Genomic DNA, 19,761 nt, shown 5'->3' on the forward strand with positions numbered 1-19,761 from the left:
AAGGGAATGAGTGGCCATGAGTGCAGAATTGATTGTCGACGCCCGCAACGCCGTGGGTGAATGCCCGGTGTGGGTGCCCGAGGAAAACGCCCTGTACTGGGTGGATATTCCCAACGGTCGCCTGCAGCGCTGGGACGCGACCACAGGCCAGGTGGCAGCCTGGCAGGCCCCGCAGGTGCTCGCCTGTATTGCTCGCACCGATAAAGGCAACTGGGTCGCCGGCATGCAGAGCGGTTTTTTCCAACTGACCCCGCACAGCGATGGCAGCCTCAAGACCACGCCGCTGGCCGGCGTCGAGCACCCGCGCGCGGATATGCGCCTGAACGACGGCCGCTGTGATCGCCAGGGCCGCTTCTGGGCTGGCAGCATGGTGCTGGACATGGGCTTGAACGCCGCCGAGGGCATTCTTTATCGCTACGCGTCAGGTGCGGCGCCCCACGCACAGCTGGACGGTTTCATCACTATCAACGGCCTGGCGTTCAGCCCCGATGGCCGCACGATGTATGCCTCCGATTCTCATCCGTTGGTGCAGCAGATCTGGGCCTTCGACTACGACATCGAGACCGGCACGCCGTCCAACCGCCGCGTGTTCGTCGACATGCATCACCACCTCGGTCGGCCCGATGGCGCAGCGGTAGACGCCGACGGCTGCTACTGGATCTGCGCCAACGACGCCGGGTTGGTCCATCGCTTCACCCCGGACGGCCGCCTCGACCAGTCGCTGCCCGTACCGGTAAAAAAACCCACCATGTGCGCCTTTGGCGGCAGTCGCCTGGACACCCTGTACGTCACCTCCATCCGTGACGACGCGAGTGAACAATCGCTGTCCGGCGGCGTGTTTGCCCTCAACCCTGGCGTGCAGGGATTGCCCGAACCCAGCTTCATCCTCTAGCTGCATCGCTGTGCCTTGAATACAACAATAACAAGACAGGAATGACCGCCCATGGACTTCAAACGCACCTTGCTCGCCGCCACACTCGTGGCCCTCAGCAGCGCCGCCCACGCGCTGGAAATCAAGTTCGCCGACATCCACCCCGCCGGCTACCCCACCGTTGTCGCCGAAGAAAACATGGGCAAGGCCCTGACCAAGGAAAGTAACGGCGAACTGACCTTCAAGTACTTCCCAGGCGGCGTTCTGGGCTCTGAAAAGGAAGTGGTCGAACAGGCCCAGGTCGGCGCCGTGCAGATGACCCGCGTCAGCCTCGGCATCGTCGGCCCGGTGGTACCGGACGTCAACGTGTTCAACCTGCCCTTCGTGTTCCGTGACCAGGCGCACATGCGCAAGGTCATCGACGGCGAGATTGGTGACGAGATCCTGGCCAAGATCACCGATTCCGAGTTCGGCCTGGTCGCCCTGGCCTGGATGGACGGCGGCACGCGCAATCTCTACACCAAGAAACCGGTGCGCAAGATCGAAGACCTCAAGGGCATGAAAATTCGCGTCCAAGGCAACCCGCTGTTCATCGACGCCTTCAATGCGATGGGCGCCAACGGCATCGCCATGGACACCGGCGAGATCTTCAGCGCATTGCAGACCGGCGTGATCGACGGCGCGGAAAACAACCCGCCGACGCTGCTCGAGCACAACCATTTCCAGAACGCCAAGTACTACACCCTCACCGAGCATTTGATTTTGCCCGAGCCCATCGTGATGTCGAAGATCACCTGGAACAAGCTCAGCCCCGCGCAGCAGGACATGGTCAAGAAAGCCGCCAAGGCCGCCCAGGCTGACGAGCGGGTGCTGTGGGATGCCAAGTCCGCCAGCAGTGAGGAAAAACTCAAGAAGGCCGGGGTCGAGTTCATCACCGTCGACAAGAAACCCTTCTATGACGCCACCGCACAGGTTCGCGCCAAGTACGGCGCGCCTTACGCCGACATCATCAAGCGTATCGACGCCGTTCAATAACGCCCTCCTTCCTGACAAGGCCCGGCGCGGCCCGCTGCTCATGCAGGGGGCCGCGCCCGGTTACGGTGAACGCCATGAAGAATCTACTGCTGCGCATCAACGACCGCATCTACATGACCTGCATCTGGGTCGCCGGCCTTTCGGTGCTCGGGGTCGCACTGATCATTCCCTGGGGCATTTTTGCCCGCTATATCCTCGGCACCGGCTCAAGCTGGCCGGAGCCCACCGCCATCCTGCTGATGCTGGTCTTCACCTTTATCGGCGCCGCCGCCAGCTATCGCGCCGGGGCGCATATGTCGGTGGCGATGGTCACCGACCGCCTGCCGCCCGCCCAACGCCGCATCGTCGGCATTGTTTCGCAACTGCTGATGGGCACCATCTGTCTGTTCATGACGATCTGGGGCACCAAGCTGTGCCTGTCCACCTGGAACCAATTCATGAGCGCCATCCCGACGCTGCGGGTCGGCATCACCTACATGCCGATTCCGATTGGCGGCTTGCTGACCTTGATATTCGTGGTGGAAAAACTGCTGCTGGGCGACCAGAGCAACCGGCGCGTGGTGCGCTTCGACCTGGTTGAAGAAAGCGAAGGGGCCGCCTGATATGGACGCGTTTATTCTGTTGGGCAGCTTTATCGCCTTGATCCTGATCGGCATGCCGGTGGCCTATGCCCTGGGCTTGTCGGCGCTGATCGGCGCATGGTGGATCGACATTCCGTTCCAGGCCCTGATGATTCAGGTGGCGGGCGGGGTCAACAAGTTTTCGCTGATGGCGATTCCGTTCTTCGTACTGGCCGGCGCGATCATGGCCGAGGGCGGCATGTCGCGGCGGCTGGTGGCGTTTGCCGGGGTGCTGGTGGGCTTCGTGCGCGGCGGGCTGTCGCTGGTCAACATCATGGCCTCGACGTTTTTCGGCGCGATCTCCGGCTCGTCGGTGGCCGACACCGCGTCGGTCGGCTCGGTGCTGATTCCGGAGATGGAACGCCGCGGCTATCCGCGCGAGTTTGCCACTGCGGTGACGGTCAGCGGCTCGGTGCAGGCGCTGCTGACGCCGCCCAGTCATAACTCGGTGCTCTACTCTCTGGCGGCAGGCGGCACCGTTTCGATCGCCTCGCTGTTCATGGCCGGCGTGGTGCCAGGCCTGTTGATGAGCGCGTGCCTGATGGTGCTGTGCCTGATCTTCGCGAGAAAGCGCGATTACCCCAAAGGCGAAGTCATCCCCTTGAAGCAGGCGCTGAAGATCGCCGCCGACGCGCTCTGGGGCCTGATGGCCATGGTGATCATCCTCGGCGGCATCCTGTCGGGAATCTTCACCGCCACCGAGTCTGCCGCGATTGCGGTGCTGTGGGCGTTCTTCGTGACCATGTTCATCTACCGCGACTACAAATGGAGTGAGCTGCCCAAGCTGATGCACCGCACGGTGCGCACCATTTCCATCGTGATGATCCTGATCGCCTTCGCCGCCAGCTTCGGCTACATCATGACCCTGATGCAGATCCCGGCGAAGATCACCACGCTGTTCCTGACCCTGTCGGACAACCGCTACGTGATCCTGATGTGCATCAACGTGATGTTGCTGTTGCTCGGCACGGTGATGGACATGGCGCCGCTGATCCTGATCCTCACGCCGATCCTGTTGCCGGTGATCCTCGGCATCGGCGTCGACCCGGTGCACTTTGGCATGATCATGCTGGTGAACCTGGGGATCGGCCTGATCACCCCGCCAGTGGGCGCGGTGTTGTTCGTGGGCGCCGCAGTGGGCAAGGTCAGCATCGAGAAGACCGTGAAGGCGCTGCTGCCGTTTTATGCGGTGCTGTTCCTGGTGCTGATAGCGGTGACCTACATTCCGGCATTGTCGCTGTGGTTGCCGAGCGTGGTGCTGTAGCGGACGCAGAGCGTCCAGGGCGGCGTTTCCACGCGGAGCGTGGGAACGATCAAAGGGGTGAAGATGATAGAACTTGAAGATAACCTGACCCACCTCACCTTGAACTCGACCGTGGGAGGCAGCATCGTCAACTGGACGGTGCGCTCCACCGGGCAGCCGCTGTTGCGCCATAGCGATGAACAGGCAATCAACACCGGCCTGCCGGGCAAATTAGGCTGTTACCCATTGGCTCCCTGGTCCAACCGGATTGCCGAAGGCGGGTTCGACACTCCCAGTGGCTGGCTCACACTGGCTCCGAACAGCCTCACCGATCCCCTGCCGATTCACGGTTCGGCCTGGCAGCAAGCGTGGCAGGTGGTCAGCCAGTCGGCGGATGAGGTGCTGCTGCAAGTGCTCTGTGACACGCCGTTCGCCTATCGCGCCGAGCAGCGCATCCGCTTGAGCGGTGGGGTGCTGAGGATCGAGTTGCGCGTCACGCATCTGGCCGAAACAGCCGCATGGCATGGCGTAGGCTTGCACCCGTACTTCCCGCGTCGGCCGGGTACGCGGTTGCAGGCCAAGGCGGCGCAGGTGTGGATGAGTGACGCGGCCAAGCTGCCGACGGGGTTGGCGCCGGTGCCGCAGGAGTGGGATTTCAGGCAGCCCCAAACCCTGCCGCAAAGCCTGGTGGACAATGGATTCTGCGAGTGGGATGGGTACTGCTTGATCGAACAACCGGAGCTCGGTTATACGCTGGAATGCCAGGCCACCGGCGCCGATTACTTCCTGCTGTACGGCCCGCCGGGGCTGGGGTTTTTCTGCATCGAACCGGTAAGCCATCCGGTCAATGCCCATCACTTACCGGGCAGACCGGGCCTGAAGCTATTGGAACAGAACCAGTCGATCCACCTCGATTTCACCCTGAAATACAGTGCAAATGTGGGAGGGGGCTTGCCCCCGATAGCTGTGGGTCAGTAATAAATGGGGTGACTGATACACCGCAATCGGGGCATAGGTATCTAGACAACTTTGGCACGGCCCTGAACCTGTGACGGCTCAGGAGCCGAAGCCTCTCTAACTGGTGCCCCGCGACCAAAATGTGGGAGGGGGCTTGCCCCCGATGGCGGCCTGACAGCCGACCAGGATGTTGGATCAAGGCGAGTACATATCCGTTGCTGCGGTAACGGCGGCTTAGGGTTCCGCCCTTACGGCGTCTCACTTTTGAAAAGCGCAAAAGTAAGCAAAACGCTCTTGCCCCACCACTCGGCACCTCGCCCCGGCTCGGTGTGCCCGTAATCCGACATTGATTTGGGGGGCCGCCGCCACGCGCCATCCATGGCGCGGGGCGGCTAAACCGGCATCCCTGCCGGTTTACCCCCCAAATCACTATCGAATTACGGCCAGCGTGGTTTAACGGGGCGCCTAGATCAAAAGCAAGATCAAGAGCGACTCGCTTCGCATCGTGGTTACCGTAGGCTGATGCTAGTTGTGTAGATACCTATGGCCATCGGGGGCAAGCCCCCTCCCACATTGACCGAGTTCCTTCAGGGCGGGCTGTTTTTGAGCCTTCCTGCCGTGTCGATACTCACCACCACCGACAACCCCGGCCGCAGCCGCTCGCTCTCGGCCTGGTCGGGGTCGACCGTGATCCGCACCGGCACGCGCTGGGCGATTTTCACGAAGTTGCCGGTGGCGTTGTCTGCCTGCAACAGGCTGAACTCCGACCCGGTCGCCGGGGAAATATGCTGCACCGTGCCGTGAAACTTGCGGTGGCTCAGCGCGTCCACGGTGAAGGTCACCGGCTGGCCGACCTGCACATTGTCCATCTGGGTTTCTTTCATATTGGCGATCACCCACAACTGCTTGGGCACCAGCGCCATCAACTGCGCGCCGGAGTTGACGTAGGCCCCCAGGCGCACGCCAATCTGCCCCAGTTGGCCGTCCCGTGGCGCAGTGATGCGGGTATTGGACAGGTCGATCCGCGCCAATTCCACCGCCGCCTCCGCGCTGGCCACTGCCGCTTCCAGGGAGCCGCGATTGACGATCACCGTTTGCAGGTCCTGCCGGGCGATTTCCAGGCTGGCCTGGGCCTGGGCCACGGCAGCGATAGTCTGGGCATTGGCGGCACGGGTCACGTCCAGTTCGCGCTTGGACACCGAGCCGTCGCTGATCAATTCCTCGTTGCGGCGCAAGTCTGCGGTGCTTTTGCGCGCCTGGGCCTGGCTGTCGACCAGCGCGGCCTGGCGCAATTTGATGGTCGCTTCGGCGCTGTTGCGTTGCTGCACCACATTGGCCAACGACGCTTTCTGCACCGCCAGTTGCGCCAGGGCCTGGTCCAGGCGTTGCTTGTAGATACGGTCGTCGAGGCGCACCAGCAGGTCGCCCGCTTTCACATACTGAAAGTCCTGCACCGGCACTTCGAAGACATAGCCGCTGAGCTGTGGGCCGATAATCGTCACCTGCCCGCGCACCAAGGCATTCTCAGTGGTTTCCACCGCGCTGCTGAATGGCGGCAGTTGCCAGGCATACAGCACGATCAGCACGCCGACGATGGCAATCGCGGCAAAGCCCAGGGACGAAAGGATGCGCACCCGCAACGAGCGCGGTTCGGTCACCGCAGCGCCCGGCGGCGTGGTGCCCTCGGGGGTGGAGGCGATCGCATTGGTAGTGGTGGTCGTGGGTTCGGTCATGAAGAGGCGCCGACAGGTTGAACGGGAGGGGTTGCCGCTTTGGTGGTGCTCATCAGCCACAGGCTGCGGATAAAGATCCAGATCATGGTCAGGATCGCGATGATCGCGATCAGCATGAACACATCGTTGTAAGCCATCACGTTCGCCTCACGGGTGGCCGCCGTGGCCAGGCTGCGGATGCCCATGAGGTTGCGCAACTCCGGGTCGGCGACGATACCGCCATAAGCCGAGCCACCACTTTGCACCCGCGCCGCGACACGGGGGTCAAGCAGGGTCAGGTGCTCGGTGATCAGGCTTGAATGATATTTCTCGCGCACGATCTGGAAGGTGCCGAGCAACGCAGCGCCGATCAGGCCGCCGAGGTTCTGGCAAATCCCGAACATCACCGAGAAACTCACCAGGTTGCGCGGGTTGGTCAACACATTCTTGGTGCCCAGCACCATGGTCGGCCCGAGAAAGAAGGTACCGCCAAAGCCTAGCAGGAACTGGCTGATATACAGGTTCTGCGGCCGTGTCAGGTTGCTGGAAAAACTGTCCATCACCGACCCGGTCGCCATCAGCGCCAGGGAAATCACCAGCGGCATCAACAAGTGCGCCGGGTTGATCGTCAAGGCGCTGACCACCAGCCCGGCAATCGCCCCGGCCAGCATCACCACGTACAGCGTATGCATCTGCTGGTAACTCATGTTCAGCATCTGCATGAAACCTACCGCGCCGGTGGATTGTTCGGACAGCACCATGCGAATCAGGATCACCGCCAATGCCAGGCGAATCATGGTGCCGCTGCCCAGCCAGCGGGTCATCAGCAGCGGGTTGGCGCGGTTATGCTCAATGGCCAGCCCGGCCATGATCAGCACCAGCGAACAGGCCGAGGCGACGCCGATCCACGGCGCTTCCAGCCACCAGTCGATGCGCCCCAGGGACAACACCGCGCAGAGCAAGGCGACGCCGGTGGCCAGGATCGCGAAGGTGAGGAAATCAAGTTTTTCAAAGGTCTTGAAGCGGTCGCCGGGCGGCAGCTTGAGCAGGAACACACAGCCCAGGCAAATCAACGCCAGGCCCAGCTCGAACAGGTACAAGCCACGCCATTCGGCGATCTGCAGCAAATCCTCGGAGAACAGCCGCGCCAGGGGTAATGCCAGCTGCGCCGTGCCCAGCCCCAACACCAAGGCTTTCAAGCGCCATTTGGCCGGGAACGCCTGGATCATGTAGTACAAGCCCAACGAACTCAGCGCGGCCCCCACCATGCCATGGGCCGCGCGCACGGCGATGGCCGAGTTGAGATCGTTGACGAACAAGTGGCCGAAGGTCACCAGCGCATACAGCACCAGGAACACTTCGGTAAACGCGCGCAGGCCGAACTGCTGGCGAAACTTCACCAGCAGCAGGTTCATGCACACGTTGGTCATCACGTAGGCGGCGGGCAGCCAGGCCATTTCCGCCGTGGTCGCACCCAGAGCGCCTTGCAGGTATTGCAGGTTGGCGATGACCAGCGCGTTGCCCAACCCGCCGGTGATTGCCACCAGTACGCCGACCAGCGCAAACAGCCAGCGCTTGTGAGTGGGGTGCAACGGCGTCGACGGCGAGCCGGGCAGGCTCGGCCGCTCGTGGGGTTGCCAGGCGTGTGGTGTGTATTTATCCATTCGGTGACCTTGATGAACCGACGCGCAAGGCCGGTGAAGCCATGACTCAGAGAACAGTAAACCTGAGCGGGGTTCATTTTGTCACTTTTGAGCGCATAACTGAGGGTCCCTAGAAAGCCTTGAGCAGCATGCCTGCGGCCACAATCACACACAGACTGGCGAAGCCCACCTGCAGCGCACGCGCAGGCATCACCGAGCACAAGCGGCGCCCGGCCAACATGCCGACGATACTCGCGCCGATAAAGGCCCAGCCCACCGGCTCGATGCTCACCCCGGCGTGAAAGGCCCCGACCACGCCGATCAACGACAGCAGGCTGACGACCATCAACGAGGTGGCGACAATCCCGCGCATCTGCACATCGGTGAGTTGCTTGAACGCCGGCACGATCAGGAAGCCGCCGCCCACACCGAGCAGCCCCGACACGGCGCCCGTCACCGCACCCAGCGCCGCCAGGGTCGCGCTGCACTTGGCGGTCCAGGCCAGACGGCCGGTCTGCTGGTTGAGCATGCAATTCTTCTGGCCCCAGGAGGCGGCGCCATGGTCGCTCGGCCCGGCCTCGACCTTTTCGCGCCGCAACATGCGCCAGGCCACCAGCACCATCAATGCGCTGAACAGGCCCATCAGCACCGGCTCCGACAGTTGATGGGCGACGAACACCCCCAGCGGCGAAAACAGCGCGCCCAGCAACGCGATCAATAAGGCCGCGCGGTAACGCACCAGGCCGTGGCGCAAGCCGTCAATCGCGCCCACCGCCGCCGCCGCGCCCACCGCGAGCAATGACACCGGCGCGGCCTGGGTCATGGTCAGTCCCAACCCCAGCACTAATGCCGGCACCCCGAGGATGCCGCCGCCCGCACCGGTCAGGCCCATGACCAGGCCCATCAATACACCCAACACACTCGCCAGCAGCATTCAGTCCACCTTGCTCAGGCGGGTCAGCCACTCGCGGCCCTTGAGCATGCCGTTCCAGTAGAACCATGGCAGCAACGTGGCCTTAAGGAACCACATCGAGCGGCGTGCCTGGGTCGGGTCGAGAGGAAAAGTCGGCAGCAGCTTGCCGCCATAACCGAACTCGGCCAGCACCACCTTGCCCTTCTCCACCGTCAACGGGCAGGAGCCATAGCCGTCGTACTTGAGCGGCAGCGGCGCCTGCTTGCGCAGGGCCAGCAGGTTCTCGGCAACCACCACGATTTGCTTGCGCACCGCCGCAGCGGTCTTGGCGTTGGTAGTGCCGCACACATCGCCGAGGCCGAAGATATGCGGGTAACGCAGGTGTTGCAGGCTGTGGGGGTTCACTTCGCACCAGCCGCCGGCGTCGGCCAGCGGGCTTTGGCGGATAAAATCCGGGGAGACTTGCGGCGGTACCACATGCAGCAGATCGAAGGTTTTTTCAACGAGGCTGACGTTGCCTTCCGCGTCCTTGACTTCAAACCAGGCCTTGCGTGCCGGGCCATCGACCTTGATCAGGTTGGCATTGAACGCCAGGCGTGCGTTGTATTTCTCGACGTATTTCATCAACGGCGGCACAAAGGCCGGCACGCCGAACAGCGCGGCACCGGCCAGGTTGAATTCCACCTCGATGTTTTTCAGGGTGCCCTGCCTGAGCCAATGATCGCAGGACAGGTACAGGGCCTTCTGCGGTGCGCCGGCGCATTTGATCGGCATGGCCGGCTGGGTGAAAAGCGCCTTGCCGCCGTTGAGTTGCTGCACCAGTTGCCAGGTGTAGGCGGCATGCTCGTAGCTGTAGTTGGAGGTGACGCCATGGCGGCCGAGGGTATCTTGCAGGCCTTCGATCTTTTCCCAGGCCAGGCGCAGGCCGGGGCAGACGATCAAGTGGCGCCAACTGACACGCTGGCCGTTGTCGAGCACCAGGCTCTGCTCGTCAGGCAGCAACTGGCTGACCGCGGCCTGGATCCAGGTGACGCCGTTGGGCAGTACGTCGGCCAGCGGGCGCCGGGTCTTTTGCAGGTTATAGGCGCCGCCGCCGACCAGGGTCCAGGCGGGTTGATAGCAATGGAAGTCGTTGGGTTCGATCAGGGTGATGTTCAGGTGCGGGTCGCGCTTGAGCAGGCTGGCCAGCAGGCCGATGCCTGCGGAGCCGCCACCGATGACTACGATATCGCCACTGATGGTAGGTCCCCAGTGTTGTTCGGTCATTGTCTGCTGCCTTTTTGAGTCAGTGCACACAAGGGTCGCTGCCGGATGGCGTCACGCCCAGCTTTTTATGACCGCGCCGCAGTACAGGCCGGACAGGGTCTTCATCACTTGAATCACTTCGTGGCTGGCCAATCCGTAGAAGATGTATTTGCCTTCCCGACGGGTGGCAACCAACCCTTCGTCACGCAGGATGCCCAACTGTTGTGACAGCGTAGGCTGACGTACGCCGGTCAGCGCTTCCAGCTCGCCGACGTTGCGCTCGCCCTGGGTCAGCTGGCACAGGATCAACAGGCGGTCTTCGTTGGCCAACGCCTTGAGCAGGGAACAGGCCTTGGACGCCGATGCACGCAACTGGGCGACTTCGCCCTCACTCAACGTAGATTCCATTTGCCTCGGCTCCTTTGTCTCACTTAAGCTCAAAACATTATGTGTAAACGTAAACTGATTGTAACCACTTTTTTCCGTATCGGGGACAGCCGCCATGCCAGCGTTGATTCAAGCCTTTCTGGACGAGGCATCGTCGACCTATACCTACGTCGTCTATGAAGCGCACGGCGGTGCCTGCGCCATCGTCGACTCGGTGCTCAACTACGACCCGGCTTCCGGGCGCACCGAGACCACGCAGGCCGATCAGGTGATTGCGTTTGTCCAAGAGCATGACCTCAAGGTGCAATGGCTGCTGGAAACCCATGCCCATGCCGACCACCTGTCCGCCGCGCCTTACCTGCGACGCACCCTGGGCGGCAAGATTGCCATCGGCCAGTCCATCAGCCAGGTGCAGGGCGTGTTCAAGCACCTGTTCAACCTGGAGCCGGAGTTTCGCGTCGATGGCTCGCAGTTCGACCACTTGTTTGCGCCGGATGAGATCTTTCACATTGGCGGCCTGCAGGCCCAGGCGCTGCATGTGCCCGGGCATACCCCGGCGGATATGGCTTACCTGATCGACGGGCGCTTGATCCTGGTGGGCGACACCCTGTTCATGCCCGACGTCGGCACCGCGCGCTGCGACTTCCCCGGCGGCGATGCGCGCCAGTTGTACGCATCGATGCGCAAGTTGCTGGCCTTCCCTTCGGATACCAAATTGTATGTGTGCCACGACTACCCACCCGAGGGCCGTGAGGCCAAGTGCCTGACCACGGTGGCGGAACAACGGGCGGGGAATATCCATGTGCATGACGGGGTCGACGAAGCGGCATTTGTAGCGATGCGCACCGCCCGTGATGCGGGGCTGGGAATGCCGACGCTGCTGTTGCCGGCGATCCAGGTGAATGTGCGGGCGGGGAATATGCCGCCGGCGGAAGAAAACGGCGTGACCTATCTGAAGATTCCCCTCAACCAGCTTTAGGAACACGGGACCAAATGTGGGAGGGGCTTGCTCCCGATAGCGGTGGGTCAGCTACAGATAAGTTGACTGTCACACCGCCATCGGGAGCAAGCCCCCTCCCACATTTTGTTCCGTGTTGAGTCAGGTACCTAGGCTGATGCCGTTGGCTGGCAGTGGCAGTGCGGTTTTGTAGCGCACTTGCTTCAAGGCAAAGCTGGAACGGATGTTCGCCACCCCCGGCACCTTGGTCAGAAAGTCCATCATGAAGCGCTCCAGGGCCTGGATCGTCGGCACCAGCACCCGGATCAGATAATCCGGGTCGCCGGCCATCAGGTAACACTCCATCACTTCCGGCCGGTCGGAGATCGCCCCTTCGAACTGCTGCAACGCCAGTTCATTCTGCTTTTCCAGGCTCACATGGATGAACACATTCACATGCAATCCCAGCAGGTCGGCGTCCAGCAGCGTCACCTGCTCGCGAATCAGGCCCAACTCCTCCATCGCCTTGACCCGGTTGAAGCACGGCGTGGGCGACAGGTTGACCGAGCGGGCCAGGTCGGCGTTGGTGATGCGCGCGTTCTCCTGCAGGGCGTTGAGAATGCCGATATCGGTACGGTCCAGTTTGCGCATGAGACAAAATCACCTGTTTATTATGTTTATGCAGATTTTTTATCCGCAAATGATCCTGAGCGCAACGAAACACAGATAAATATTCTTCTACGCCACGCCTATGATTGTTGTAGGACAAGATTTCTTCTACCCGAAGACTGACTGTCAGCTAGCGCGCCCACTACAAGAAATTCACAAGATCGAGCGTAGAAGCCATGACCCAGCCGTACGAACCGCTGCGCCTGCACGTCCCTGAACCCTCGGGCCGTCCAGGCTGCAAGACCGACTTCACCTACCTGCGCCTGACCGACGCCGGCCTGGTGCGCAAACCCGCCATCGATGTAGAGCCGGCCGACACCGCCGACCTGGCCAAGGGCCTGATCCGCGTGCTCGACGACCAGGGCCAGGCCTTGGGCCCGTGGGCCGAGGGTGTCAGCGCCGACATCATGCGCAAAGGCATGCGCGCGATGCTCAAGACGCGCATCTTCGACAACCGCATGGTGGTCGCCCAGCGCCAGAAAAAAATGTCGTTCTACATGCAGAGCCTAGGCGAAGAAGCCATTGGCAGCGCCCAGGCCCTGGCCTTGAACATCGACGACATGTGCTTCCCCACCTACCGCCAGCAAAGCATTCTGATGGCCCGCGACGTGCCGCTGGTCGACCTGATCTGCCAATTGCTGTCCAACGAGCGCGACCCGCTCAAGGGCCGCCAGTTGCCGATCATGTACTCGGTCAGGGACGCCGGCTTCTTCACCATTTCCGGCAACCTCGCCACCCAGTTCGTACAGGGCGTGGGCTGGGGCATGGCCTCGGCGATCAAGGGCGATACCAAGATCGCCTCGGCCTGGATCGGCGACGGCGCCACCGCAGAATCGGACTTCCACACCGCCCTCACCTTCGCCCACGTCTACCGCGCCCCGGTGATCCTCAACGTGGTGAATAACCAATGGGCCATCTCGACCTTCCAGGCCATCGCCGGTGGTGAAGCCACTACCTTCGCCGGACGCGGCGTGGGTTGCGGCATCGCTTCCCTGCGGGTCGACGGCAACGACTTTATCGCGGTGTACGCCGCGTCTGCCTGGGCCGCCGAGCGTGCGCGCCGTAACCTGGGGCCGAGCCTGATCGAGTGGGTCACTTACCGCGCCGGCCCGCACTCGACCTCGGATGATCCGTCCAAGTACCGCCCTGCCGATGACTGGAGCCACTTCCCCCTGGGCGACCCGATTGCCCGTCTCAAGCAGCACCTGATCCGGATTGGCCAGTGGTCCGAAGAGGAGCACGCGGCAGTCAGCGCCGAACTTGAAGCCGAAGTGATCGCCGCGCAAAAACAGGCCGAACAGTACGGCACCCTCGCCGGCGGCCAGATTCCAAGCGCCGCGACCATGTTCGAAGACGTTTATAAAGAGATGCCGGAGCACTTGAAGCGCCAGCGTCAAGAGCTGGGGGTCTGACATGAACGATCACAACAACAGCATCGAACTGGAAACCGCCATGACCACCACCACCATGACCATGATCCAGGCCCTGCGCTCGGCCATGGATGTGATGCTTGAACGTGACGACAACGTGGTGGTGTTCGGCCAGGACGTCGGTTACTTCGGCGGCGTGTTCCGTTGCACCGAAGGCCTGCAGACCAAGTACGGCAGCTCACGGGTATTCGACGCGCCGATTTCCGAAAGCGGCATCATCGGCGTGGCGGTGGGCATGGGCGCCTACGGCCTGCGCCCGATCGCGGAAATCCAGTTCGCCGACTACGTCTACCCCGCCACCGACCAGATCATCTCCGAGGCCGCGCGTCTGCGTTATCGCTCGGCCGGTCAGTTCACCGCGCCCTTGACCATGCGCATGCCGTGCGGCGGCGGCATCTACGGCGGCCAGACCCACAGCCAGAGTATCGAAGCGGTGTTCACCCAGGTCTGCGGCCTGCGCACGGTGATGCCGTCCAACCCTTACGACGCCAAGGGCCTGCTGATCGCCTCCATCGAAAACGATGACCCGGTGATCTTCCTTGAACCCAAGCGCCTGTATAACGGCCCGTTCGATGGCCACCACGACCGCCCGGTGACGCCGTGGTCGAAACACCCGCAAGCGCAAGTGCCGGACGGTTACTACACCGTGCCGCTGGACGTGGCCGCCATCGTGCGTCCGGGTTCGGCCGTGACCGTGCTGACCTACGGCACCACCGTGTACGTGTCGCAAGTCGCCGCCGAAGAAACCGGCATCGACGCCGAAGTCATCGACCTGCGCAGCCTGTGGCCGCTGGACCTGGAAACCATCGTCAACTCGGTGAAAAAGACCGGCCGTTGCGTCGTGGTGCACGAAGCCACGCGCACCTGCGGATTTGGCGCCGAGCTGGTGGCGCTGGTGCAGGAACATTGCTTCCACCACCTGGAAGCGCCGATCGAGCGCGTCACCGGCTGGGACACCCCCTACCCGCACGCGCAGGAGTGGGCGTATTTCCCAGGCCCGTCCCGAGTGGGCGCGGCGTTGAAACGGGTCATGGAGGTCTGAATGGGCACGCACGTAATCAAGATGCCGGACATTGGCGAAGGCATCGCGGAAGTTGAACTGTCGCAGTGGCATGTCAAGGTCGGCGACATGGTCGTCGAAGACCAGGTGCTGGCGGATGTGATGACCGACAAGGCGATGGTGGATATTCCCTCGCCGGTCCACGGCAAGGTGATTTCCCTCGGCGGCGAGCCGGGTGAAGTCATGGCGGTGGGCAGTATTTTGATCAGCATTGAGGTGGAAGGCGCGGGTAACGCCAGGGAAGCGCCAGCCGTGGCCGCACCGGTAGAAAAAGCCGCGCCGGTGGTGGAGAGCAAACCGGCACCGGTTGAAGCCAAGCCCGCGCCTGTCGCCACCAAACCTCAAGCCCCCGTGGCCCGCGATGCGGCTGACCGCCCGCTGGCTTCTCCCGCCGTGCGCAAGCGTGCGCTGGATGCGGGTATTGCGTTGCGCCTGGTACAGGGCACAGGCCCGGCCGGGCGGATTCTGCATGAAGACCTCGACGCCTACCTTCAGCAAGGCACGAGCAACACCGCGACAGCGGCCAACCCCTACGCCGAACGCAACGACGAGCACCAGATTCCGGTGATCGGCATGCGCCGCAAGATCGCCCAGCGCATGCAGGACGCCACCCGCCGCGCTGCGCATTTCAGCTATGTGGAAGAAATCGACGTCACGGCGCTGGACGAGCTGCGCGTGCACCTCAATGAAAAACACGGCGCCACCCGCGGCAAGCTGACCCTGTTGCCGTTCATCGTGCGCGCCATGGTGGTGGCACTGCGCGATTTCCCCCAGATCAACGCGCGCTACGACGACGAAGCCCAGGTCATCACCCGCCTCGGTGCGGTGCATGTGGGCGTCGCCACCCAGAGCGACGTTGGCCTGATGGTGCCGGTGGTGCGCCACGCCGAAGCCCGCAGCCTGTGGGGCAATGCCGAAGAAATCGCACGCTTGGCCACGGCTGCGCGCACTGGCAAGGCCAGCCGCGACGAGCTGTCGGGCTCGACTATCACCCTGACCAGCCTCGGCGCGCTGGGCGGGATTGTCAGCACGCCGGTACTGAACCTGCCGGAAGTCGCCATCGTCGGCGTCAACCGCATCGTCGAGCGGCCCATGGTGATCAAGGGCCAGATCGTGGTGCGCAAGATGATGAACCTCTCCAGCTCGTTCGATCACCGCGTGGTCGATGGCATGGACGCGGCGCAATTCATCCAGGCCATTCGGGGCCTGCTCGAACAACCCGCCAGCCTGTTCCTGGAGTAAGGGCATGACTCAGACATTACACACCACCCTGCTGATTATCGGCGGCGGCCCGGGCGGTTATGTGGCCGCGATTCGCGCCGGCCAGCTGGGCATCCCGACCATTTTGGTGGAAGGCCAGGCGCTGGGCGGTACCTGCCTGAACATCGGCTGCATTCCGTCCAAAGCCTTGATCCACGTGGCCGAACAGTTCCAGCAAAGCGTTCACCACAGCCAGGGCTCGCCCCTGGGCATCGAAATGGATGTGCCCACCCTGGACATCCGCAAAAGCGTGGAATGGAAAGACGGTATCGTCGACCGCCTGACCACCGGCGTCGCCGCGCTGCTGAAAAAACACAAGGTGCAGGTGGTTCACGGTTGGGCCAAGGTGGTGGACGGCAAGACGGTCGACGTGGGCGACCAGCGCATTCAGTGCGAACACCTGCTGCTGGCCACCGGTTCGAAAAGCGTCGAGCTGCCGATGCTGCCGCTGGGCGGGCCGGTCATTTCGTCCACCGAAGCCCTGGCACCGACCCGTGTGCCGAAGCGGCTGATCGTGGTGGGCGGCGGTTATATCGGCCTGGAGCTGGGGATTGCCTACCGCAAGCTCGGGGCCGAGGTCAGTGTGGTCGAGGCCCAGGAGCGCATCCTGCCGGCCTATGACGCCGAGCTGACCCAACCGGTCGGCGAGTCGCTCAAACGACTGGGCATCAAGCTGTACCTCCAGCACGCCGTCACTGGGTTTACCGACAACCGCCTGCAGGTGCGCGACCCTAATGGCGACACGCTGGCGCTGGAGACCGACCAGGTGCTGGTGGCCGTGGGTCGCAAACCCAACACCCAGGGCTGGAACCTCGAAGCGCTGAACCTGGCGATGAACGGCGCGGCGATCAAGATCGACAGCCGTTGCCAGACCAGCATGCGCAACGTCTGGGCTATCGGCGACCTGAGCGGCGAGCCAATGCTGGCGCACCGCGCCATGGCCCAGGGCGAAATGGTTGCCGAACTGATCAGTGGCAAATCCCGCGAATTCAACCCGGCGGCGATCCCGGCCGTATGCTTTACCGACCCGGAACTGGTGGTGGTCGGCAAGACGCCTGACGAAGCCAAGGCGGCCGGTGTGGAGTGCATCGTGTCGAGCTTCCCCTTCGCCGCCAACGGCCGGGCCATGACCCTGGAGTCGAACACCGGTTTCGTGCGGGTGGTGGCGCGGCGTGACAATCACCTGATTGTCGGCTGGCAGGCGGTGGGCGCTGGCGTGTCCGAGCTGTCCACAGCGTTTGGCCTGAGCCTGGAAATGGGCGCGCGCCTGGAAGATGTGGCCGGCACCATCCATGCCCATCCGACGCTGGGTGAAGCCGTACAGGAAGCGGCGCTGCGCGCCCTGGGCCACGCGTTGCATCTATAGCTCTTGTGGCGAGGGAGCTTGCTCCCGCTGGGGTGCGAAGCGCCCCCAAAAGCCGGCGACTGCTGCGCAGTCGAACGGGAGCAAGCTCCCTCGCCACAACAAGCTTGCAGATACAGGGGATGCGAACGGGCCCGCGAATGAAGTATTGTTGCGCCCATCCAGAAAAAATCCGACTTGACCAAGATAGAGGGTGTCATGGGTAACGAGAGCATCAATTGGGACACGCTGGGTTTTGACTACATCAAGACCGACAAGCGGTTTCTCCAGGTCTGGAAAAACGGCGAATGGCAAGACGGCACCCTGACCGACGACAACGTGCTGCACATCAGCGAAGGCTCCACCGCGCTACACTACGGCCAACAGTGCTTTGAAGGCCTCAAGGCCTACCGCTGCAAGGACGGCTCGATCAACCTGTTCCGTCCGGACCAGAACGCCGCGCGCATGCAGCGCAGCTGTGCCCGCCTGCTGATGCCGCATGTGACGACCGATGCGTTCATCGATGCCTGCAAACAAGTGGTCAAGGCTAACGAGCGCTTCATCCCGCCTTACGGCAGCGGCGGCGCGCTGTACCTGCGCCCCTTCGTGATCGGCACCGGTGACAACATCGGTGTGCGCAGCGCGCCGGAGTTCATCTTCTCGGTGTTCTGCATCCCGGTCGGCGCCTATTTCAAAGGCGGCCTGGTGCCCCACAACTTCCAGATCTCCACGTTCGACCGCGCCGCGCCACAGGGCACCGGTGCCGCGAAAGTCGGCGGTAACTATGCCGCCAGCCTGATGCCAGGTTCGGAAGCGAAAAAATCCGGCTTCGCCGACGCGATCTACCTGGACCCGATGACCCATTCGAAAATCGAAGAAGTCGGCTCGGCCAACTTTTTCGGCATCACCCATGACAACCAGTTCATCACGCCGAAGTCGCCTTCGGTACTGCCAGGCATCACCCGCCTGTCGCTGATCGAACTGGCCCAGAGCCGCCTGGGCCTTACCGTGGTCGAGGGCGAAGTGTTCATCGACAAGCTGGACCAATTCAAGGAAGCCGGCGCCTGCGGCACCGCTGCGGTGATCTCGCCGATCGGAGGCATCCAGTACAACGGTAAACTGCATGTATTCCACAGCGAGACCGAAGTGGGCCCGGTTACCCAGAAGCTCTACAAAGAGCTGACGGGCGTGCAGACCGGTGACGTTGAAGCGCCAGCAGGTTGGATCGTCAAGGTCTAATGGCCACAACGCAAAACCCAATGTGGGAGGGGGCTTGCTCCCGATGGCGGTGTATCAGTCAACATCTTCGGTGACTGACACATTGCTATCGGGAGCAAGCCCCCTCCCACATTTTGATTCCCGGTATTTTCAAGATTGGGGGATGTTACTGGCAATCTTCTTGCCCATGCTGATCCTCTGTTCCACCCCATACCCCAACGCCTCGTAAAACCCCGCTACCGCATCATTGCCGCTGGTGATCTGCAGGTTGATCTTCATGCAACCCAGCGCCGTCAACGCCTGTTCCGCGTGACGCACCAACGATGATCCCAGGCCGTGGCGACGATAGTCGGCGTGCACCGCCACCGAATACAGCCAGCCACGATGGCCGTCGTACCCGGCGAGGATCGTGCCGATCACGGTTTTTTTATCGGTGGCGACAAAAAACAACCCGTCATTGACCGCCAGCTTCTTATCGATCGCCAGGGTCGGCAGGTTATGCGCGGTGTCATAGCCGAACGCTTCCTGCCATAAGGCAACCACCTGCGCACGGTGCTGGCGGTCGCGATACGGGCCGATGGGGTGCCGAGACAGCAGCGCCTTTTCCATGACCAGCGTGCGCTCGTTGCCGTGGTAGACATCGCGCACGGTATGAAAACCCAGCTTGCTATAGAACGGCTCGGCGGTCAGCGAAGACGGCACACTCAACACGCTGACCCCGGCTTCACGGGCGCGCAGTTCGATCTCGATCATCAGCAGCCGGCCAATGCCCTGCCCTTGCAGCGCTGGGTTGACGAATACCGAGCGCACCACATTGGCGTCCAGCGCCGCCGTGGCGACGATCACATCGGCTTTTACCGCCACCAGCACCACACGACGCTTGAGCAGTTCCAAAACCGCCTCGGGTGTGAAATTGCTCGCCACGCGAGCGATCACATCCGCCGGGTAATCCCGTGCATTGCTGCCGTGCAAGGCGGCGAGGATGACTTGGCTGATGCCTTCGGCATCTGAGGCTTGGGCACTACGAACGACGGTAGACATGCTTGCTCCTGGCTGACGGCGCTATAACAAACACCACAATACCAATGTGGGAGGGGCGGTGCCCTAACGCCAGTCAGTTAAGGCGACACCGAACCTGTGGCGAGGGAGCTTGCTCCCGTGGCGGCCTGGCGGCCTATAGCTATCTGCCTGATGCCGCGCGATCCAAATGTGGGAGGGG

Annotated in this window: 18 protein-coding genes; 11 read left to right on the forward strand and 7 right to left on the reverse strand. The window is 62.6% G+C overall.

From position 1 onward, the window contains the following. The first annotated feature begins 16 nt into the window (after positions 1 to 16). The 5 genes from C4J88_RS16975 (at position 17) to C4J88_RS16995 (ending at position 4,747) form a co-directional block, all read left to right on the forward strand. Positions 17 to 892 carry an SMP-30/gluconolactonase/LRE family protein gene (locus C4J88_RS16975; RefSeq protein WP_124407620.1) on the forward strand — a complete coding sequence of 292 codons (876 nt, stop codon included), beginning with the start codon at positions 17 to 19 and terminating at the stop codon, positions 890 to 892. A gap of 51 nt (positions 893 to 943) precedes the next feature. After that, complete coding sequence (locus C4J88_RS16980; RefSeq protein WP_124404625.1) at positions 944 to 1,906, forward strand: TRAP transporter substrate-binding protein; 963 nt, start codon at positions 944 to 946, stop codon at positions 1,904 to 1,906. A 74-nt stretch (positions 1,907 to 1,980) separates the two neighbouring features. Next, complete coding sequence (locus tag C4J88_RS16985) at positions 1,981 to 2,508, forward strand: TRAP transporter small permease (RefSeq protein ID WP_124407621.1); 528 nt, start codon at positions 1,981 to 1,983, stop codon at positions 2,506 to 2,508. 1 nt (position 2,509) lies between these two features. After that, on the forward strand, positions 2,510 to 3,790 hold the full coding sequence (locus C4J88_RS16990) for a TRAP transporter large permease (protein WP_124367520.1): 1,281 nt from the start codon (positions 2,510 to 2,512) through the stop codon (positions 3,788 to 3,790). A gap of 63 nt (positions 3,791 to 3,853) precedes the next feature. Then, complete coding sequence (locus tag C4J88_RS16995; protein WP_124407622.1) at positions 3,854 to 4,747, forward strand: aldose 1-epimerase; 894 nt, start codon at positions 3,854 to 3,856, stop codon at positions 4,745 to 4,747. A 566-nt stretch (positions 4,748 to 5,313) separates the two neighbouring features. Here C4J88_RS16995 and C4J88_RS17000 read toward each other — a convergent pair. The 5 genes from C4J88_RS17000 to C4J88_RS17020 form a co-directional block, all read right to left on the reverse strand. Then, positions 5,314 to 6,459, reverse strand: a complete 1,146-nt coding sequence (locus C4J88_RS17000) for an HlyD family secretion protein (protein WP_124407623.1) — start codon at positions 6,457 to 6,459, stop codon at positions 5,314 to 5,316. Further along, the gene (locus tag C4J88_RS17005; RefSeq protein WP_124367521.1) at positions 6,456 to 8,102 is read right to left on the reverse strand and encodes an MFS transporter; all 1,647 of its coding nucleotides are present in this window, start codon (positions 8,100 to 8,102) and stop codon (positions 6,456 to 6,458) included. Before C4J88_RS17005 ends, C4J88_RS17000 begins: the two co-directional genes overlap by 4 nt. Positions 8,103 to 8,211: 109 nt before the next feature. Beyond that, the gene (locus C4J88_RS17010) at positions 8,212 to 9,015 is read right to left on the reverse strand and encodes a sulfite exporter TauE/SafE family protein (protein ID WP_124407624.1); all 804 of its coding nucleotides are present in this window, start codon (positions 9,013 to 9,015) and stop codon (positions 8,212 to 8,214) included. Further along, entirely contained in the window at positions 9,016 to 10,260 is a 1,245-nt protein-coding gene (locus tag C4J88_RS17015; RefSeq protein WP_124407625.1) for an FAD/NAD(P)-binding oxidoreductase, read from the reverse strand. Between the two features lie 51 nt (positions 10,261 to 10,311). Further along, complete coding sequence (locus tag C4J88_RS17020) at positions 10,312 to 10,647, reverse strand: helix-turn-helix transcriptional regulator (protein ID WP_005789341.1); 336 nt, start codon at positions 10,645 to 10,647, stop codon at positions 10,312 to 10,314. A 94-nt stretch (positions 10,648 to 10,741) separates the two neighbouring features. On the opposite strand from C4J88_RS17020, the gene C4J88_RS17025 reads away from it, so the two are divergent. Then, positions 10,742 to 11,605, forward strand: coding sequence for an MBL fold metallo-hydrolase (locus tag C4J88_RS17025; RefSeq protein ID WP_124407626.1), 864 nt, complete (start codon positions 10,742 to 10,744; stop codon positions 11,603 to 11,605). A gap of 120 nt (positions 11,606 to 11,725) precedes the next feature. On the opposite strand, the gene bkdR is transcribed toward C4J88_RS17025, so the two are convergent. Next, a complete protein-coding gene (gene bkdR / locus C4J88_RS17030; RefSeq protein ID WP_122489983.1) occupies positions 11,726 to 12,214 on the reverse strand; it encodes a Bkd operon transcriptional regulator BkdR in 489 nt (162 codons plus the stop codon). A gap of 194 nt (positions 12,215 to 12,408) precedes the next feature. Here bkdR and C4J88_RS17035 point away from each other — a divergent pair, with 194 nt between their 5' ends. The 5 genes from C4J88_RS17035 to C4J88_RS17055 all read left to right on the forward strand — a co-directional run bounded on the left by C4J88_RS17035 (position 12,409) and on the right by C4J88_RS17055 (position 18,563). Next, positions 12,409 to 13,644: a 3-methyl-2-oxobutanoate dehydrogenase (2-methylpropanoyl-transferring) subunit alpha gene (locus C4J88_RS17035; RefSeq protein WP_124367525.1), complete on the forward strand. Its 1,236-nt coding sequence runs from the start codon at positions 12,409 to 12,411 to the stop codon at positions 13,642 to 13,644. A gap of 1 nt (position 13,645) precedes the next feature. Then, positions 13,646 to 14,704, forward strand: coding sequence for an alpha-ketoacid dehydrogenase subunit beta (locus C4J88_RS17040; RefSeq protein WP_124407627.1), 1,059 nt, complete (start codon positions 13,646 to 13,648; stop codon positions 14,702 to 14,704). Continuing rightward, positions 14,705 to 15,964, forward strand: a complete 1,260-nt coding sequence (locus tag C4J88_RS17045) for a dihydrolipoamide acetyltransferase family protein (protein WP_124407628.1) — start codon at positions 14,705 to 14,707, stop codon at positions 15,962 to 15,964. Positions 15,965 to 15,968: 4 nt separating this feature from the next. Further along, on the forward strand, positions 15,969 to 17,348 hold the full coding sequence (gene lpdA / locus C4J88_RS17050) for a dihydrolipoyl dehydrogenase (RefSeq protein ID WP_124407629.1): 1,380 nt from the start codon (positions 15,969 to 15,971) through the stop codon (positions 17,346 to 17,348). 195 nt (positions 17,349 to 17,543) lie between these two features. Then, complete coding sequence (locus C4J88_RS17055) at positions 17,544 to 18,563, forward strand: branched-chain amino acid aminotransferase (protein WP_124371172.1); 1,020 nt, start codon at positions 17,544 to 17,546, stop codon at positions 18,561 to 18,563. A gap of 129 nt (positions 18,564 to 18,692) precedes the next feature. Here the strand turns inward: C4J88_RS17055 and C4J88_RS17060 are convergent, their stop codons facing one another. Further along, complete coding sequence (locus C4J88_RS17060; protein WP_124407630.1) at positions 18,693 to 19,583, reverse strand: GNAT family acetyltransferase; 891 nt, start codon at positions 19,581 to 19,583, stop codon at positions 18,693 to 18,695. Positions 19,584 to 19,761 lie beyond the last annotated feature (178 nt).

Origin of the sequence: Pseudomonas sp. R4-39-08 (genome assembly GCF_003852275.1) — a bacterium.
Classification (GTDB): Bacteria; Pseudomonadota; Gammaproteobacteria; order Pseudomonadales; family Pseudomonadaceae; genus Aquipseudomonas.